The sequence below is a fragment of the Akkermansia muciniphila ATCC BAA-835 genome, assembly GCF_000020225.1.
Taxonomy (GTDB): Bacteria; Verrucomicrobiota; Verrucomicrobiia; order Verrucomicrobiales; family Akkermansiaceae; genus Akkermansia; species Akkermansia muciniphila.
Genome location: NC_010655.1, coordinates 1,916,159 through 1,934,002 on the forward strand (window position 1 = coordinate 1,916,159; position 17,844 = coordinate 1,934,002).

General features: G+C 57.8%; 16 protein-coding genes. 3 read left to right on the forward strand and 13 right to left on the reverse strand.

All coding sequences use genetic code 11. From position 1 onward, the window contains the following. Positions 1 to 61: 61 nt before the first annotated feature. The 4 genes from AMUC_RS08515 to larC form a co-directional block, all read right to left on the reverse strand. Positions 62 to 1,522, reverse strand: a complete 1,461-nt coding sequence (locus AMUC_RS08515) for a glycoside hydrolase family 10-like protein (RefSeq protein WP_012420628.1) — start codon at positions 1,520 to 1,522, stop codon at positions 62 to 64. Positions 1,523 to 1,619: 97 nt separating this feature from the next. Then, positions 1,620 to 2,375 carry a nickel pincer cofactor biosynthesis protein LarB gene (larB, locus tag AMUC_RS08520; RefSeq protein ID WP_012420629.1) on the reverse strand — a complete coding sequence of 252 codons (756 nt, stop codon included), beginning with the start codon at positions 2,373 to 2,375 and terminating at the stop codon, positions 1,620 to 1,622. After that, positions 2,372 to 3,187: an ATP-dependent sacrificial sulfur transferase LarE gene (larE, locus tag AMUC_RS08525; RefSeq protein WP_012420630.1), complete on the reverse strand. Its 816-nt coding sequence runs from the start codon at positions 3,185 to 3,187 to the stop codon at positions 2,372 to 2,374. The genes larB and larE overlap by 4 nt, the downstream gene beginning before the upstream one ends. After that, positions 3,159 to 4,379, reverse strand: a complete 1,221-nt coding sequence (gene larC / locus AMUC_RS08530) for a nickel pincer cofactor biosynthesis protein LarC (protein ID WP_012420631.1) — start codon at positions 4,377 to 4,379, stop codon at positions 3,159 to 3,161. The genes larE and larC overlap by 29 nt, the downstream gene beginning before the upstream one ends. A 268-nt stretch (positions 4,380 to 4,647) precedes the next feature. On the opposite strand from larC, the gene AMUC_RS08535 reads away from it, so the two are divergent. Beyond that, entirely contained in the window at positions 4,648 to 5,592 is a 945-nt protein-coding gene (locus AMUC_RS08535; RefSeq protein ID WP_052294473.1) for a polyprenyl synthetase family protein, read from the forward strand. 178 nt (positions 5,593 to 5,770) lie between these two features. Here the strand turns inward: AMUC_RS08535 and AMUC_RS08540 are convergent, their stop codons facing one another. Both AMUC_RS08540 and AMUC_RS08545 read right to left on the reverse strand, forming a co-directional pair. Beyond that, positions 5,771 to 7,126: a POT-type proton-dependent oligopeptide transporter gene (locus AMUC_RS08540; protein WP_012420633.1), complete on the reverse strand. Its 1,356-nt coding sequence runs from the start codon at positions 7,124 to 7,126 to the stop codon at positions 5,771 to 5,773. A gap of 147 nt (positions 7,127 to 7,273) precedes the next feature. Next, the gene (locus tag AMUC_RS08545; protein ID WP_012420634.1) at positions 7,274 to 9,049 is read right to left on the reverse strand and encodes a SurA N-terminal domain-containing protein; all 1,776 of its coding nucleotides are present in this window, start codon (positions 9,047 to 9,049) and stop codon (positions 7,274 to 7,276) included. A 331-nt stretch (positions 9,050 to 9,380) separates the two neighbouring features. Here AMUC_RS08545 and sufT point away from each other — a divergent pair, with 331 nt between their 5' ends. Then, positions 9,381 to 9,926, forward strand: coding sequence for a putative Fe-S cluster assembly protein SufT (sufT, locus tag AMUC_RS08550; RefSeq protein WP_012420635.1), 546 nt, complete (start codon positions 9,381 to 9,383; stop codon positions 9,924 to 9,926). A gap of 6 nt (positions 9,927 to 9,932) precedes the next feature. Next, positions 9,933 to 10,406 (forward strand): hypothetical protein, encoded by a 474-nt coding sequence (locus tag AMUC_RS08555; protein ID WP_012420636.1) that lies wholly within the window; start codon positions 9,933 to 9,935, stop codon positions 10,404 to 10,406. Between the two features lie 233 nt (positions 10,407 to 10,639). Here the strand turns inward: AMUC_RS08555 and AMUC_RS12675 are convergent, their stop codons facing one another. The 7 genes from AMUC_RS12675 to AMUC_RS12095 all read right to left on the reverse strand — a co-directional run bounded on the left by AMUC_RS12675 (position 10,640) and on the right by AMUC_RS12095 (position 17,826). Then, positions 10,640 to 10,792, reverse strand: a complete 153-nt coding sequence (locus AMUC_RS12675) for a hypothetical protein (RefSeq protein ID WP_012420637.1) — start codon at positions 10,790 to 10,792, stop codon at positions 10,640 to 10,642. 2 nt (positions 10,793 to 10,794) lie between these two features. Further along, positions 10,795 to 11,679, reverse strand: coding sequence for a DUF3472 domain-containing protein (locus AMUC_RS08560; RefSeq protein WP_012420638.1), 885 nt, complete (start codon positions 11,677 to 11,679; stop codon positions 10,795 to 10,797). A 357-nt stretch (positions 11,680 to 12,036) separates the two neighbouring features. Next, positions 12,037 to 13,419 (reverse strand): NADH-quinone oxidoreductase subunit N, encoded by a 1,383-nt coding sequence (locus AMUC_RS08565; RefSeq protein WP_012420639.1) that lies wholly within the window; start codon positions 13,417 to 13,419, stop codon positions 12,037 to 12,039. A 50-nt stretch (positions 13,420 to 13,469) separates the two neighbouring features. Beyond that, positions 13,470 to 14,894: a complex I subunit 4 family protein gene (locus AMUC_RS08570; protein WP_012420640.1), complete on the reverse strand. Its 1,425-nt coding sequence runs from the start codon at positions 14,892 to 14,894 to the stop codon at positions 13,470 to 13,472. 22 nt (positions 14,895 to 14,916) lie between these two features. Further along, positions 14,917 to 16,749 (reverse strand): NADH-quinone oxidoreductase subunit L, encoded by a 1,833-nt coding sequence (gene nuoL / locus AMUC_RS08575; RefSeq protein WP_012420641.1) that lies wholly within the window; start codon positions 16,747 to 16,749, stop codon positions 14,917 to 14,919. Between the two features lie 23 nt (positions 16,750 to 16,772). Continuing rightward, positions 16,773 to 17,090, reverse strand: a complete 318-nt coding sequence (nuoK, locus tag AMUC_RS08580) for an NADH-quinone oxidoreductase subunit NuoK (RefSeq protein ID WP_012420642.1) — start codon at positions 17,088 to 17,090, stop codon at positions 16,773 to 16,775. Positions 17,091 to 17,115: 25 nt separating this feature from the next. Beyond that, positions 17,116 to 17,826, reverse strand: coding sequence for an NADH-quinone oxidoreductase subunit J (locus tag AMUC_RS12095; protein ID WP_012420643.1), 711 nt, complete (start codon positions 17,824 to 17,826; stop codon positions 17,116 to 17,118). Between the last annotated feature and the right edge of the window lie 18 nt (positions 17,827 to 17,844).

The following is a 17,844-nucleotide window of genomic DNA, read 5'->3' on the forward strand; positions in this document are numbered from 1 at the left end:
AAAAACAGGAACCTCGGTGTTCTATTTTTCTTCTTGTAGAGGCAGCTGGGAAAAAGCTTTTCTACCTTCTGGCGGCTGCTGCCGGGCCCTGGGCTCCATAGGCGCTGACGCCCCTGACGGCGACAGACCCCGCATCCCCCAGGAAGGATTTGGGCAGGGTTACGCGGGTCTGGCTGCCCGGCAGAAGGATGCGCGTAGCCCACTGGCTGCCGTAGCGCGCCTGGACGGCCCATTTCCGGGAGGGATTGCCGGACGGCTGCCAGGAGAGGGTTACGGTGGAACCATTGTCCGCCACATAAAAATTCTGCGGTTGTCCGGGTGTGCCGGTTCCGCACCAGGGCATGGCGGGCGGAACGGCCATGGAGGGGTACAATCTGTTCAGGTATTTCTGGATGCCTCCGGCATTCCGCATGATGGATTTGATGCTCCAGAAGCATTGCCCGGGGGCGGTTCTGGCAAGGCTGCGGGAGTAGTTGACCTGCGCCGCTATTTCAGAGGCGGGGCGGCCCGGGTCTTCGCTGCTCATGATACGTGCCGTGGCAATGCCGGGCCACACCGGGCGTCTGGAGTTCTGGGCGGCCCACCATTGCATCAATGCGGGAAAGCTCTGCTTGGCCGGGCTGCAGCGCCAGTAAAGCTGGGGGGCCAGGTAATCCACCCATCCGCGGGAAAGCCACTTGCGGGCGTCGCACGCCAGATGCTCGTAGGCGTCCACTCCCGCTTCAATGCCGCCGGGAACGCCCGGCCTCCAGATGCCGAACGGGCTGACGCCCACCCGCACCCAGGGTTTGGAAGATTTGACGGATTTGTACATGTCTTGCACGAAGCCGTCAATGTAGCCCCGGCGCTGGGAGGGGGATTTCCCGTCTCCAAAGCTGGCGGGAGACCAGGCGCGGCCGGGAGTGGGATAGGGGTAGAAATAGTCGTCCAGGTGCACCCCGTCAATGTCGTAGCGGCGCACGACATCCATGATAACCTTCAGCGCGTGGTCGCGGGAGGCGGAGGCGCTGGGGTTTATCAGCAGCACGGAGCCGTTTCGCTTCATCAAATCAGGGCGCGTGAGGGAAATATGGTTGCGGCCTACGGCATGCTTGACGTTGGCCTTCGCCCGGAATGGGTTGAACCAGGCGTGCAGTTCAATGCCGCGGCGGTGAGCCTCCTGAATGGCGAAAGCCAGAGGATCATACCCAGGATTGACGCCCGGGCCGGAAAGCCATTGGCTCCACGGTTCCAGAGAAGAGCGGTACAGGGCGTCGGCGTTCGGGCGCACTTGGAGAAACACGGCGTTCAGCTTCAACTGGGCGCAGGTATTCAGGATGTTCAGCAGCTCCGCGCGCTGGGCTGCTCCGGAGAGGCCGGAACGGGAGGGCCAGTCAATATTATGAACGGTGGATATCCATGCCGCGCGGAATTCCTGGGGGACAGCGGGAACGGATTCTCCGGAGGTCTGCCACCCAAGCGCCTGGGAAGCCAGGGCCAGCAGGGAGCAGGAGAAGGCATGGAACAGGGGAAATCTGGTCATGACGGGAATGGAGAGGGATGTTTCCGGAACATTTAAAGCCTATTCGGAGGATCTGTCCATGACGGATGCCGGAGGTTCCGTCATGGACAGGCGGCCCTCAGCTGGGCCGGGATGCCAGGCTGTTGATCAGGTGGGCGTTGAAACCGGCCCCGAAGCCGTTGTCTATGTTGACGACGGAAACACCGTTGGCGCAGGAATTCATCATGGCGAGCAGGGTGGTTACCCCGCGGAAATTGGCTCCATAGCCCACGCTGGTAGGCACGGCTATCACAGGGGCCTTTACCAGGCCTGCCAGCACGCTGGGGAGAGCTCCTTCCATGCCCGCCACGGCCACCAGCGCAGTAGCTTGGCGGATGGAGTCCAGATGGGAAACCAGGCGGTGCAGGCCGGCCACGCCGCAATCCCGGTACCGGACTACCCGGCTGCCCAGAAATTCCGCCGTCAGGGCGGCCTCCTCCGCTACGTATTGGTCCGAGGTCCCCGCGCTGACGATGCCGACGAAGCCCGCCGTTCGCGGAACGGGATTCGGAGCAATGCGCATGAGACGGGCTTCCGGGTGCATGTCCGCCGCCGGAAAGGCGCGGTTCAGGTAGTCCAGAGCTTCCCCGCTCAGACGCGTGGCCAGAACATTTTGTCCGGCGGCAAGCAGGCTGCGGGCTATCTCTTCAATCTGGTCCGGCGTTTTTCCTGCGCCGTAAATGACTTCCGGGCACCCGGTGCGTTCCAGGCGGCTGTAATCAATGTCCGTATGGGAAGGAGCGGGTACGGTGCCGGCTCTAATTTTTTCCGCCGCTTCCTCCGCAGAAAGGAGGCCTTTTTTAAATTGATGCAGAATGGAGGTGATGTCGTTCATGAGGGTTCGTTCATGCTCCCTCTGGAATATCCTTCCAGATCCAGGGTGATGTGCCGGAAGCCCAGTTCCCGCAGCCGGCGTGCTGCGGTGGAGGCAAGCTGTCCGTCCCAGAACAGTCTGCGTTCCTTTTCCGGCAATTCAATGCGGGCCAGGCTGTCTCCGTGAGCACGGACACGGCAGCCTTTCAGACCCAGGGTTCTCAGGAAAGATTCCGCTGCGTCCACGCGTCTCAGCAGAACTTCCGTTACGGGGCGGTTGTGTTCCAGGCGGGTTAGCAGGCACGCATAGGCCGGTTTGCCGCTGACTGATTCCGGAAGACCCAGCCGGCAGGCCAGCCGGCGGATATCCTCCTTATCCATGGAAGCTTCCAGAAAGGGACTCGGGATGCCGAGCTCCTGCAAAGCTTTGCGGCCTGGCCGGTAATCGTCCAGGTCGTCAAGATTGGAACCGTCCGCCAGCAGGGGGAACCCCATCTCAGCCGCTCTGGCTGCCAGGGAGGAAAACAGGGCATGCTTGCACAGGTAGCAGCGCAGGGGAGGATTATTCGCAAGGGCGGGAAGGATGGGAAACGCCAGTTTTTCCTGCCGGACGCCCAGGCGGCGGCACAACGCCGTGCTGTCCCGCACTTCCTCCTCCATCACGTAGGGCGTTCGCGCAGTCAGTGCCAGGCAGTGATCCGCTCCCAGGATACGGACGGCGGCGGCAAGCAACACGCTGCTGTCCAGCCCCCCGGACAAGGCGACGGCAATGCGTTTCCTGGGGAGAAGGACGGCGCGAAGCCGTTCAAACGGAGTCTGTGGCGTCGTTGTCATGGGAAGATGTGGGAAAAAGCCCCATCAGCTGGCATTGTCCCAGCGGCAATCCGGTTTTTTCCGCCAGGATTCTGCAATCTTCAAATTCCGCTTTCCGGTAATGGGGGCGGCCGTGCATGAAAGAAGTTTTTACATGAACCGTTCCATGGGGAGTGTGGACAGGGGCGCTTTCCCGGCGCAGAATATGGCGGAGCATGCCATGCTGCCTGATGCCCGGCGTGCTGCTGTGCCGGAAGAAGGCTTCCCGCACGCGGTCCGTCTGTTCCGGCTGGCACAGGGCGCAAACCTTGACTGCCAGACGGCCTTTCTTCATGCAGACGGACTCCTGCCAGGTATCCAGAGCACCTGCCTCCATCAGCTTTTCCGCCAGGTAGGCTGTCTGTTCCGGCGTCATATCGTCTATATTGGCGCACAGCTCCGTCAGCAGTTCCGGGGAAGTTTCCTCTTCTTCCGTTTCTACCAGCATCACCCGTAGAATATTCGGTACGGGAAGTCCCTGGCGGTGGCCGATCCCATAGCCGGTTGCGGTAATACGGCCTGCCAGCGGAGAGGGGACGGGCTGCGCCAGGGCGGCAATGTAGGCGGCTCCGGTGGGTGTAGTGGCCTCATGGGTGGTTCCATTCAAGGTGGCCCGGAAATGTTTCGCCAGCAAAGCCGTTGCCGGCGCAGGAACGGGCATTGTTCCGTGCTGGCAGGTTACGGTGCCAGACCCCAGCTCCACCGGTCCGGTGAAGACGGTGTCCACCCGGAGCATTTCCAGGCAGATGGCAGCTCCCGCGATATCGATGATGGAATCCACCGCGCCCACTTCATGGAAATGTACTTCTTCAGAAGTAGTGCCGTGTACGCGGGCTTCCGCCTCCGCCAGCAGGGTGAAAATAGAAAGGGCCGTCCGTTTTACGGTATTGGAAAGGGCGCTTGTCTCAATAAGCTTTCGTATATCCGCCATAGTTCGGTGATGGTGCGCATGGCTGCTGCCGGAATGCCCTTCTTCCTCCGTCAGCACGTCAATCCGTGTTCCCCGGATGCCGTGCTGCTGCGCCGGGCGGCATTCCAGCTTCCACTCCCCGTGCACATGCAATTTGGACAGTTCCCGTTCCAGGTTTTCCCGGTCCGCTCCCAAATCAATCAGGGCGGCCAGATTCATATCTCCGCTGATGCCCGCGCTGCAATCATAGACCAAGGCTCTCATGATGGCCCAGTGTAGAAGGAAAAACTCCTGGCTCAAGGTCAAAATGAGCCTTATCCCGGGAGAGGGCCCGGTGCCTGGCGGACCGGGTTTGGCGGATTGCCGTCCGGTTATGAGAAAGATGCCCTGTGAAATACATTGCTAGGGAACTTTAAATATGCCACAATCCCTGCGGCGCTGACCAGCGCCGCCCCCGTTCTATATCATGTCCATTCCGTTCTTTTCGAAATTACGATCCCAGAAGCATTATCTTCAACTGGTTAAACCGGAATTGAAGCAGGTTTCCGAGTTTGTTGAAGCGCAATCATCATGTTTTGACCCGGAAGTGGCCGATTACATGGAAACGGTATGCCAGTCCAAGGGTAAAATGCTCCGTCCGGCCCTGGTTCTGCTGGTTGCCGGCGCTACGGGCGGCATCAAGCCTGCCCATATCCGCCTGGGTGCTTTGCTGGAAATGGTGCATCTGGCTTCCCTTGTGCATGATGACGTGATTGACGAGGCCGACAAACGCCGGGACGAGGCTACGGCGAATGCCCTCTGGGGCAACAGCCTCGCCGTACTGCTGGGGGATGTCCTCTTTTCCCACGCCATGGTGCTGGGTACGGAATTCGGCAGCACGGAATTCTGCCGCAGGCTGGCGAATACCGTCAGGAACGTATGCCAGGGGGAGGTAGCCCAGTCCAGCCGCCTGTATGATCTGAGCATGACCCGCGAGGAATATTTTGAAATCATCCGGAAAAAAACCGCTTCCCTTTTCTCCGCAGCTACGGGGGGGGCTGGCTGGATTTCCGGAGTAACCCCGGAAGTGGAGGAATCCCTTTACCAGCTGGGGGATCTGCTGGGTGTGGCTTACCAGATTTACGACGACTGCCTGGACATGGTGGGAGATGAAGACGATGCCGGAAAGACGCTTCATACGGATGCCACCAAGGGCAAGCTGACCCTTCCCATCTTCAATTTGCTGGAATGCGGTGACAGGAATGTGGAAGCTACCCTGCGGGACGCCATTGAAAACCGTGAAGTGGTGGATTACTCCGCCTTTCAGGACAATCCCGTTTTTGCAGAGGCTCTGGACAAGGCGATTCAGGTAGCTCTGGAGAAAAACGAGGCGGCCCGCGAAATTCTGTGGCTCCTTCCCCAAACGGAATATCGTGAAGCTTTGGCGGAAATGACCTTTTACATGGACGAGCTGCTTAACGACTGCCGTATCTCCTGACCTGCTTCAAGGAGTTTTTGTCCGGTCATGCCCTCCTTATGTAATTTGTGTCTTCCGGCATTTTCCCAAAAGGAAACCTGCCGGAGGGAATGGGAGGAGCGCATGCTGGTTACGGCCTGATTGTTTTTTCAAAACATGGTTAAACCCGGCCACGCGCCCGGGAACGGCAGTGCTTTCTTTATTCCGTTTTTCCGTACCTGCGCGCCCGGAAGGAGTAGGCGACCGCCACCACGGCGGCGAGCACGGCGTACAGGATGAAGCGGTCCGTGGAAATGGCGTTGGCTGATTCTCCGTTGGACAGGAAAAAAGTAATTGCGGCCACCAGCATGTTGCCTGCAAAGATAGTGAGGTTCCAGAAACTGGTGATGAGGCTTTTCAAATGCGCCGGGGCTTGCGTATAGGCGAATTCCAGGCCCGTGGTGCTGACCAGGATCTCAGAGATGGTGAGTACGCAGTAAGGAATCAGCTGCCATGCGATGGACATGGAGGTTCCTTCCTCCAGCCGGTATTGCAGGAAAGCGACAATCAGGAATGTAGCGGAGCTGAGGGCCAATCCCGTTCCGAGGCGCACCAGGGGCCTTGCAAGCGTTGCCACCCTGGGATAAACAAATACGGTGATGAGGGGGATGAACACCATGACGAAAATGGGATTGGCCGCCTGGATTTGGGCCGGCCCGATGGACCAGGAACCGCCCGGGAGCGGGATGGAAAGAGGAATCATCCTGCTGCCCTGGGATACCCAGGAAGAAGCCGTCTGTTCGAAAATGGACCAGAATGGGATGATAAAGGCGAAGATGGAGAGGATTTTCAGGATGTGCCGGGTGTCTTCCACGGCAGAAGTTCCGCAGCGCTGTTCTGCGTTTTTCCAGCCTCCGTGGAACAGAATGATGAAAAGGACTTTCCAGAAGCCAGGCTGCCCGCTGTTCCGGGCCGGAGGCGTTTTGTGGTATTTTTTGCGGCCCAGCCAGAAGACGAAGGTGGCAACCCCCATGAAGAGGCCCGGGACGGCAAACGCCCAACTGTATCCGTAACGCTGTTCCATGGCCGGAATGACCAGGAAGGAGAAGAAGGAGCCAAGGTTGATAGCCCAGTAGAAGGCATTGAAAGCCTTGGTCATTAACTGCGGGGACTTATTAGGAATCTGGTCTCCCATAAAGGCGGAGACGCATGGCTTGATGCCTCCGGCTCCCAGAGCGATGATGAACAGGCCCGCCATGAGAATGTAACGGCGCGCTTCAATGGTGTGGAAAAGATCCGCCGTCGCCAGAACTCCGTGTCCTACGCAGTAAAGCAGGGAAATATAAAGAATGGTTTTATATCGGCCCCAGACCTTGTCCGCCAGCCAGGCCCCCGCCAGGGGAAGCAGATAAACCATTCCCATAAAAATATGAAGGGTGGAGGTGGCCCAGTTGTCGCTCATCAGCAGATGGCCCGTCATGTACAGCATGAGGATGGACTTCATGCCGTAGAAGCTGAAACGTTCACAGGCTTCCGTTCCGATGATGTATCTGGACTGGGAGGGCAGGGCGCTCATTGGATGATGAAAAGGAGGGAGATGGAGAAGGAGTAATAAAAATGATGGCCTCCGGGCGGAGGCCATCATGGCGAATGCGTTCAGACGGTGTTCAAGGCCTGTGAGAAAAAGACGGGCTCACTGACGGTTGTCATGAAAGGGAAAACGTTAGCGTTCCTGGTTCAGGATGGGAGCGATTTCCACCTTATATTGGGTGATGCACGCTTTCAGCCAGTCCAGCATGATCATGGATTTTGCCTGGGCAGTCAGAGCCGGAGCAATTTGCTGGGTAGATTTGATTTGGAATTCCGGCGTATCCTCCAGTTCGCGCTTGACGAGCTGGGTCAGCAGGATGCCGTCCCCCGTGTTGATGGGCTGAGCCATCTGGCCGGGGTTGATGACGGAAGCCGCCTGGAATACTTCTTCAGGGGCCGGGAGCTCTTTGGGAGGGGCCAGGCGGGAATTCATGGCCCGTTCCAGAAGAGACTGGAGCTCTTCCTGTGTTTTGGCGTTTTGCAGGTTGACGCTGCTCAAGAGTACGTTTGGATTGACAAAGGGACCGTAAGAGGCGGTTTTGGCACCGGTTTTTCCGGCAATGGCATTGAACTGTTCCACGGGGTTTTCCGCCTTCTGCAATTCCGTATTGAGTTCCGTGGCGGCCTTATTCATGGATTCAACGGTCATGCTTTCCAGCAGGTCGGCGCGGGCGCTGTTGCGGGCGGTTTCGTAAGGCAGGGCTTTGACCGGAGTAATGCCTTCCAGACGGATCAGGACGACTTGTCCGTTTTCCAGCACCTGCATGGTGCTGATCTGTTCGGCTCCGGTCTTGGCGCGCGCTTCTTCAATGGCCTTGGCATCCGCATCCGCATTCAGGGCCGGGGCTCCCGCCAGGGAGAAAGCCACATCCAGCAGATTGGCGCTGCGTCCGTCGGAAGCGGATTGGTTGATTGCCTGGTTGATTTCCTGAGGCGCGTTTTTACGCGTTACGGCCGTGTAGGACTTTTTCTCCATTTTGCAGACGCCGGGAGTCTTGGCCAGGGCTTCGCTGATGGCCTGGTCCATGTTCCTGCCGTTGGTGGCGTTCAGCGGTTCCCAGATGTCATTTTCCACCAGATTCATGGTCTCCATGGTGGCGTTGGAAATGTCTCCGGGCTTGGGTGCCTGGGCATCGCCTGCGGGAATGAAGGTGTAAACGGTGAAGAAGCGAGCTTCCTCATTTTTGTAATTTTCCTTGTGCTTGTCCCAGAAGGTTTTTATTTCCTCTTCTCCGGGATCCGTCTTGGGACGGAAGGCGCTTTTTTCCAGGAAGGCGGTGTTGATTGTAATTTGCTGGCTGTTGGATTCCGCTACAGCCTCGGCAAAACCGGGCTCCACGGAGATACCCCCGGCCAGCACGTCCTTGATGCGCTCCAGGCTGATGGTGTCTTCCATCAGACCGCGCAGCAGTTCCTCCTGAAGCTTTTTACCCATGTTGCCGCGCATGGAAATGAAATTATCGTATTTTTGGGGGTCGAAAACGCCTTTATCGTCCTGGAACTCTGGAATATTGCAAATGGCATCGTCAATTTCCGCGGTACTGGGAGTCAAGCCCAGGCGTCCCGCCTCCCGGCGGATAATGCCGCGGTAGGCCAGGAAAGCCGCATTGGGATTATTTGTTTTCAGCAGATGGCAGAGTTCGCGCAGGTTTTCTTCCGAGCTGAAATTGTCCTGAAGCAGCGGACCGAAGGTGGAAGGGAAGGAGAAAGCCACGGACAGGCCGGTCCTGCCCATATTGTTATAATCCTTTTCCCCATAAGATTTCCCGTCCACGGAAACAAAAGTCTGCTTGAACATGCCGGTCAGGGAGCCGCCGCTTACGTCCCCGCCGACGAACATGAGGCCCACAAACACCAGGGCCATGGCTGCCATGATGACGATTGTATGTTTACGTAAGTAATCTAGCATGGAATGTCAGGTTGAAAATGTACGTGTAGCCGGCCATGAGCTGACGGCAGCCCGGGCAGCCCGAACCTTTTACACTTTTTCCCTCCGCTAGGCAAGAACGAAGCTCTCCGCTTCCGGCGGCTTTTCCAGAACATGGCGGAATGCTCTTTCCTGTCATGAAGGGCTTTTCCGGCCGGGGCTGAACAATTTTTGACCTCGACGGTGATGCAAATACGCCTTATGTTGCTCCTGCGCGGAAGGTTCCGGAAACCATGGGTCGGTTCTGTTCCATGGCATTCGGAAGCCTCCGGTGCATGTCCTTAGCCGGATATTCCTTTAATTGCAAGGATTTATGCTGAACCAGGTAGTAGAACTCAAAAGAGAAGTGACGGCGGTCCAGATCCCCAGCGGGGATGTGCTCACCCTGCCGGAAGGGGAACGCGTGTATATCACCCAGATATTGGGCGGCTCCTATACCGTGGCTACGGACCACGGCCTGGCCCGTATCTCCAGGGAGAACGCGGACGCTCTTGGCGCTGGAGCGGAGGAACCTTCTCCGGAAGCGGCTGCGCTGGATGAGAACGCCACACTGGAAGAAAGGGTCTGGGATACGCTGAAATGTGTGTATGACCCGGAAATCCCCGTGGATATCGTCAACTTGGGCCTGATCTACGATGTGGCCGTCATTGAGTTGGAGAACGGCCTTCATCATGTGGCGGTAAAAATGACTCTCACGGCGCCCGGCTGCGGAATGGGGCCCCATCTGGTCATGGAAGCCAAGGACCGCATTGAAGCGTTGGAAGGGGTGGAGGCTGCGGATGTGGAAATGGTGTGGGACCCCCCCTGGAACCAGGACATGGTCAGCGAGGAGGGCAGAATGAAACTCGGATTGATTTGATTTCCCATGCCGGTGACGTTGAAATTGTCCGACGAGGAAGCGCGTGATTTGGCGGAAATGCTTTCCACTGCCGCCACGGTGGCTGCCTCCAACCAGCAGGATGGGGCGGAGGCTCGTCTGGCGGCGTGGGGGAATTTGGTTTCCCGGCTGATGAAGGAGCTTTCCGTTACCTCCAAATTGAAAGGGCGCATTGCCTATGCGGATGAGCTGGGCGGCTATGCCTTCACCCGGGAATATGAAGAAAGCGCCTTTTTCCAGGATTGCCTGGATGAATACCGGGACAACTCTTTCTGGGCGGATCTCGTGACACGTATGGCGGACAAGGCCATCAGCGAACACCTGGGCCCGGAATATTTTGAAAACATGCCGGAGGAGGAACGCCGCCGTACTGCGGAAGCCCTGGAAAAATCCCTGTGGCAGGAATGCGCCAGATACGGCATTGACCGGCTGGGCTTCATCTTGCCTCCGTCAGACGGATAAGGAGAAGAATCGTTTAGAAATCCTGTGGACCGGTGCGGCCCGAATGATTCGGGCGCGGTTTGCGTGCATATCCCCGGAGAATACCGGTCCATGTTGCCTGTCTGCCGGGAAAATACTCCCTTATATCCGCCCTGTTTCAGGTATCGGGACGACATGCGCTCTCTCTGGCTGCGGCAAGATGATTTTGGGGGAGTTGTTCAGTCCGGAGTGCAGCGGTTCACCGGGTCGGGGCCTTATTCCTCCGCATTTTCCGGCAGTGGCGGGGTGGGGCTGCCCAGATATTCCGTTTCCTTGGGGGTGGAGAGTACTTTGTAATACGCCCAAGCGGCGGCGGCCAGTACGCCGCCGATGGAAACAATCATGGTTAGCCAGCCGGTGGGGGACATAATCAGTTAATGTTCTCCTGAACAAGACTGGTAACGGCCTTGTCAGGCAGGACCAGCTTGATATTCTGGGGCAGGGGACGATTTTGGAACAGCTTGAAATCCGTCATTTTCGTAGTTCCCCCCGTCTGAAGCAGCACGGAACCATCAGGCTGGATGTTCGCCATGACGTTGGTGGAGGGGGTTGGGTCGCCGGTGAACGTTACGCTGGTATTGGGATGCCATTTGCCGTCCTTGTACGCGAAGCTGGGGCCAAAGAAGGCTCCGCGGGCCTTCTTGGCTGATTCAAAATTACGCATGAAATCTTCCACGAATCCGACGGAGAAGGAAAGTTCCTTTTCCGAGGAATGCGTTTTCCATTTGGAAATAAGATCCCAGGACCTGCTTTTATTATTAAAGTAATAACCGCTGATTTCCTTGAATTTCCCCATTTTTTTGACGCAGACGAGGAAGCGCATGTTCTCCCCGATTGCCCAGGGATAGTCCACGAAGCTTTGTCCGCCTGTTCCTTCACCGCCAAAACGTCCGGAGCGCGCATCTTTGCCCAGTTTTACCAGCTTGGTGCGTTCTTCTTCCGGCACATCATTGGGGTTGTCTCCGTGTGCCACCGGATCCCAGATGGAAAAGATGATTACTTTTTTACCGTTGGATTGTTCCTGAAAACCGATATAGCCGTCGTCAAAATTCATGGCGCAAAAGTAGGTGCCGGGAACGGATGTTTTGGCTTTCACTACATTGTACAGGGCGCTTGCCTGGGAGGGATGCCCCTGCTGGTTGATATGGACGGAACGGCACTGGCGCTTGGCCAGCAGTTCCGGGTCCTGCGCATGAAGGATGGTTCCGGAGAACAGGGCGGCGCAAATGACGGCGGCGGAGGATAAAAGACGCATGGTTTTGAATGATTGATGGTTGTCTGATTTGATGCCCGGAGGGTGGGGGACAGGCAAATAATTAGGACAGGCTAATTACGTTTGGCCTGGGGGAAATCTCGCAGGCAGGCCGCACTTTTTTCAAAATTTTTCCGGCATGAATGTGATAAAAGAAATACTTGGCTCAGGCTGGTTGCTCAAGATTCTGAAACGTCTGAAACCGTAAGTCCGGAAGGCCGGGCAGCCGCACTCTCTCCTTCCCCTTCCCGCTTTCAGCCAGCCGACGCGGAACATACAGCTTTGCCTGAATGGGGAAGGCCGTTCTGCGAAAAATTCGGGAAACGGCCTTCGGAAGAATGGGGGAAAAGGACGCGTTTGTTACCGGATGGGGTTCAGGAACAGGGGCATCAGGCCCCCCAGCACGATGAAGATGGAAAACGCGGCCAGCATGACTCCGGAAATGGCCGGTACCTGCACGGGTTCTGCGTTTTCTGCGGGCTTGTCCCAGTACATGGAGCGGATGACCTTGAAGTAATAGTAAAACCCGGATGCAGCGCAGACGATCATGACGGGGAGCATCCAACCCAGATACAGACCCGTATTGATGACGTGCACGAAAGAAATCATTTTGGCGAAAAATCCGGCCGTCAGCGGCACGCCCGCCAGGGAGGCGAACATGATGGTGACCGCCAGCGCCAGCCGGGGATTGGTTTTGCCCAGACCGCGGAACGCGGAAATTTCCTCGCTCCCGCGCTGGATGCGGATCATGGCAAGGGCGAAAAAGGCGCCGAAGGTCATGACCAGGTACACAGCCAGGTAGAACGGGGCGTTCGGAGCCAGCTTGCCGTCCACAGTACCGATAAACAGGGGAAGAATGAAGCCTGCCTGTGCAATGGAAGAATACCCCATCATGCGTTTCAGGTTCGTCTGGGGAATGGCGCCCAGGTTGCCCACCAGCAGGGTGGCGGCGGCCATCAGGGCTACGACGAATTCGACGGGAGGCAGCACGGCGAATGGGGCCAGGATGATGCCGAACAGGGCGAATCCGGCTACCTTGGAGGCTACGGAAAGGAAAGCTGTCACCGGAGTGGGAGCGCCCTGGTACACATCCGGAATCCACAGCTGCATGGGAACTGCACCGATTTTGAATGCTGTACCGAGCAGCAGCATGGCGAGGGCCAGGTACATGGCGGGGGCTGTCTGGCCGGCCAGGGCGTGGCTGACGATCGTTTCATTATAAATGAATGTTCCCGTAATGCCGAAATACCAGGCCAGGCCGAAAACGAGAAACCCCGTGCTGACGGCGCCCAGAATCAGGTACTTGATGCCCGCTTCCGTGGAACCCAGGTTCCGCCGGAAGTAGCCTACCATGATGAAGGAACTCAGGGTGAGCACTTCCAGGGAGACGAACAGTTCCACTAGGTTGGATGCCTTGCACAGGGAGGTGATGCCTACGCAGGCCAGCAGGGGCAGGATGTAGAATTCCCCCGTTCCGTCCTGGGATTTGGAATCATTGGAGGAAAGGTTGATGACGGCCCGGAAATCTACGGAAAGCAACAGGGTGACTGCTGTGGCGACGAGCGCCAGGATGATGTAGATGTTGTCATAGAGCCCTTCCATGTAGAAGGGAAGCATCGCCAGGGTTCCCGCCGCGCCAATCAGCCCGAAAATAAATTTGGGCGTTTTTTTGCAGAAGGTCTCCGCCAGAAGCAAAAGCATTGCCAGGCCGGCCAGGATGAATTCCGGAATATACGCTTGCATGGGTAAAAGAGAATCAGGTTAGACTAGGATTGTATTCGGAAGGGAGGAAATCAGGAGAAAAACTGGAGCACCAGCGTGGGGAAGAAGCCGAAGACCGCCAGGGCGATGACCAGGAAGCAGTTGGCCGCCCGTTCGGAGGGCTGCAGTCCCGTGGCGTAGGCGGAGGCTTTGGACAAATCTCCCTGGAAAATATTGCGGTAGGCCCTCAGCATGTATACCGCGCCGATGACCAGTCCCCAGAGGCACAGGATGGTGGCGATTTGAACGGGGCCGAAGCCGTTGCTGAAACCGGCGAAACCGGAGAAGAAGACCATGAATTCCCCCGGGAAATTGGCGAGGCCGGGGAGGCCGATGGAAGCCATGCCCGCCAGGCCGAAAACGAAAGCCATGCGCGGCAGCCTGGTGCTCAGTCCGCCCAGAGAGTTGATTTCCAATGTGCCTGTTTGCTTTTCAATCTGCCCGCAGAGCAGAAAGAGAAGGGCGATTGTCAGGCCATGGGCCAGCATCAGCAGGGCAGCTCCTTTCAGCGCCCAGGGATTGGCTTCCGCAGAACCGGAAACTACCAGGGCGGCGAAAGCCAGGAAGATATAGCCCATGTGCATCACGGAAGAGTTGCCCAGCAACAGGTCCAGCCTTTTCTGGTTGACGGTTACGTACCCCACCCAAATGACATTGCAGACGAGCAGGACCAGCAGGATATTCGTCCAGGGAAGGAATCCTGTTTCCATCAGCGGCTGGAACATGAAGAGCCCGTACAGGCCAAATTTTTTAAGCACTCCGGCATGCATCATCGCTACCGGAGCGGGAGCGGATGCGTATGCGGGGGCTGCCCAGGAATGGAAGGGGAAGAGGGAAATCAGCGTGCCGAACCCGGCGATGAGCAGGGCCCCGATGAGTTCCGCGTGGGCAAGTTCGCGCCCGCTGGCCATGAAGTCTTTCAGGCCGGAGAAGGTGAAGCCTGCCTGCGTACCGATCATCAGCAGGGCTGCCAGCAGCACCATGGAGGCAAGCCCCAGGTAAAGCGTGGCGCGCCAGGCCGTGGTGCGGCGGTCGCCGCGTCCATACAGGCCGATCATCACGAAGGTGGGGATAAGAGCCAGTTCATGGAAGGCGAAGAAGGAGATTATGTTGTCGGACAGGAACGCCCCGGTGGCGCCTGCGGAAATCAGAAGGGCGGAGTTGTACCAGGAAGCTTCCCCCCCCTGGGGCGGGTTGGTGCCCAATACGGTGGCGAAGGTAACCAGGATGGTCAGCAGCAGCATTACTTTGGACAGGGCCGGAGCCAACGTGAGCTGGAGGTCCATCCCTTCAAAACGGGACCAGCAGGAAGAACAGCCGTCAAAGCTAACCAGGGCCCAGATGCCGAGGGCCAGCGTCAGGGAGGCGCTGAGCAGGGCTGTCGGGCGTGCGGGCGCCTTGCACAGACCGATGAGGGCCGCGGCAATCAGAGGAATGAGAACAAGCCAGATAAGCATGGTATGTGATTGGTTGGTTAGGTTAGCAGGAATAGAAGACGGTAAAGTAGATGACCAGGAGCAGGCCAATGCCGAAGAGAGCCGTATAGGCGGCCATGTTGCCGGACTGCAGGCGGCGCAGCAGGGAGCCTATGGCGGCGGTCAACCGCGCCAGTCCGCCAACGATGAGGCCGGAGATGATGAACTGGTCCATAAAGTCGATGATGGCGGCCAGAACGCCCTGGACTCCCCTGACCAGCACTTTATCATAGAACAGATCAATATAAAGGCGGTTGGCGAGAGCCCGGGAAACGGCATTGCCGGAGAGTTTGTCAGAAGCCGGGGAGCCTGCGTAGAAGGCAGCCGCCAGCAGGATTCCGAGCACCAGCGCCCCCATGGAGACGTAGAAGGGCATGCCCATGTGGAAGCTTTCGGAAACGAATCCGTTGAAAGGAACCAGCCTGTCTGCGATGAACCCGTAGCCGGAGATGAGAGCCAGGACAGCCAGAATCAGCAGGGGCACCAGCATGAGGCCGCCAACTTCCGAGGCGTGTTCCGAACTGTGGCTGCGGCTCTTGCCGAAGAAGACCACAAAGATGACACGCATCATATAGAAGGTTGTCAGCAGGGCTACGCCCGCGCCGATCCAGAAGAAGACCGGGTTTTTGCGAAGGGCTGCTTCCAGAATGGCTTCCTTGGAGAAGAAGCCGGACGTGAACGGAATGGCAATCAGCGCCATGGTGGCAATGATGAAGGTGAGGGAAGTCAGCTTCATGCGCTTCATGATGCCGCCCATTTTCCAGATGTCCTGTTCATGGTGGCAGGCGAAGATGATGGCACCGGCGCCCAGGAAGAGCAGAGCCTTGAACCATGCGTGGGTGAAGAGGTGGAACATGGCTGCCTCCCCGGCCAGAAGTCCCAGGGCCATGACCATATAGCCGAGCTGGGAGAGGGTGGAATAGGCCAGGACGCGTTTGATGTCATTCTGCTGGGTGGCCATGAAGGCGGCGATGACGGCCGTAATGGCTCCGATGCCGGCAATGACATTGCAGGCCAGGGCGGGGAAGGCCTCAATGCCGATGGAGTATTGAACGCGCACCATCATGTAAACGCCGGCGGCTACCATGGTGGCCGCATGGATCAGGGCGGAGACGGGGGTGGGGCCTTCCATGGCGTCCGGAAGCCAGACGTGCAACGGGAATTGGGCGGATTTGCCCACCGCTCCGCAGAAGAGGCACAGTACCGTAATGTTCAGCAGGTTTTCACTGATTCCTGCGGGTATTTCCATCAGGCTGAAATCCAGCGTGTTGGTCAGCGCCCAGAGAGTCAGAATGCCGATCAGGAAGCCGAAGTCCCCGACGCGGTTGCAGATGAAGGCTTTTTTGGCGGCGTTGGCGGCAGTGTCCCGTGTGTACCAGTGGCCGATAAGCAGATAGGAGGAGAGGCCCACCAATTCCCAGAAGATAAAGGTCATGGCGATGTTGTTCGCCAGGACGATGCCCGTCATGGAGAACATGAAAAGGCTCAGGCATGCGAAGTAGCGTGTTTTGGCCTTGTCGTCCGCCATGTAACCCAGAGAGAAAACATGGACCAGCAGGCCGATGCCCGTGACCACCAGCATCATGCGGGAGGAAAGGGGATCCAGCACGAAACCCAGGTCCACGGAAGAGATGTCGGAAATCGGGAGCCAGGAGAAGGAATCGGATCCGGTCCGGTCCAGCAGACCCAGGGAAAGGACGAAGGTCGCCAGGCAGGAGAAGGTGGAGGTGAGGGCTGCGACGTCAGGACGTTTGGTCAGCAGGAACCAGTCAAAGGCGGCTACGACCAGCGGCAGGAAGAGCAGAAGCCAGGTGTATTGAATATCAATATTGAACATGTTCGTGGAGTAGTGTGTTGCTCTTAATCTTTCAGCGTGTTGAGATCTTGCGTGCTGGCCGTGCGCCTGGCCCTGTACAGGGAGACGATGAGGGCTAGGCCGATAGCCACTTCCGCTGCGGCGATGGTCAGGATAAAGATGGAGAGGGCCTGGCCGTCATAGTTGGGCAGGCCCATAGTGCCCTGGGCGCGGGAAAACGCTACCAGGGACAGGTTGGCAGCACTGAGCATCATTTCCAGGCACATGAAGATGACGATGATGTCGCGCCGGACAATCACCCCCATCAGGCCGATGGCGAACAGGACGCCGGAGAGGATCAGATAATGCGTAAGAGGTATCATGGTGATGGCTGTGGTAAGGGGTTCTTTATTTTCCGGAAGGGCGGCGGCTCAGCACGACGACGCCGATGGAAGCCACCAGCAGGGCCAGACCGGCGATGACCAGGCTCCGGTTGTATTTGTCAAACAGGGTACGGCCCAGCAGGGCGGTGTCCGGGAATTCTCCGTTGTCTATCTCCTCACGGATGGTGGTGCCTTCCGGATAGAGGTGGGCGGAACATTGGGGGGAGAGGGGGGGGAGAATGACGGAAGGGGCGCCGTTGTTGCGAAGGCCGCAGGCGGGAGTTTCCATTCCGGTTTTGGAGGGGGCTGCGTCCTCCTGCCCGATTTTCAAATCGTTCCAGGCCTGTTCCGCGCTGGCCATCGGGCAGCGGTGCGTTTCTTTGGCGCCAGGCAAAGAATAGATGATGCCAATAAGCTGGCCGAGGAAGAGGCCGGCGATGATGATACCGATAGCGACGGAGAAAGGCCTGCTGAAGGGGGATGTTTCCTGCTTCACATTCAGCAGCATGATGATGAACGCGAAGAGCACCATAATGGCCCCGGCGTATACAAGGATTTGGAGAATGCCCAGGAAGTGGGCTCCCAGCCCGATCATGACGGCGGCGGTGGCTCCAAAGGAAAGAGCCATCATCATGGCGGAGGAGACGGGGTTGCGCATGAAGACGACCATCAGGGACAGGACCACGGCCAGGGCCCCGAAAACGTAAAAAAGTATGTCGCTGGCAAAGATGTTCATAACGTACGGGAAATGGAG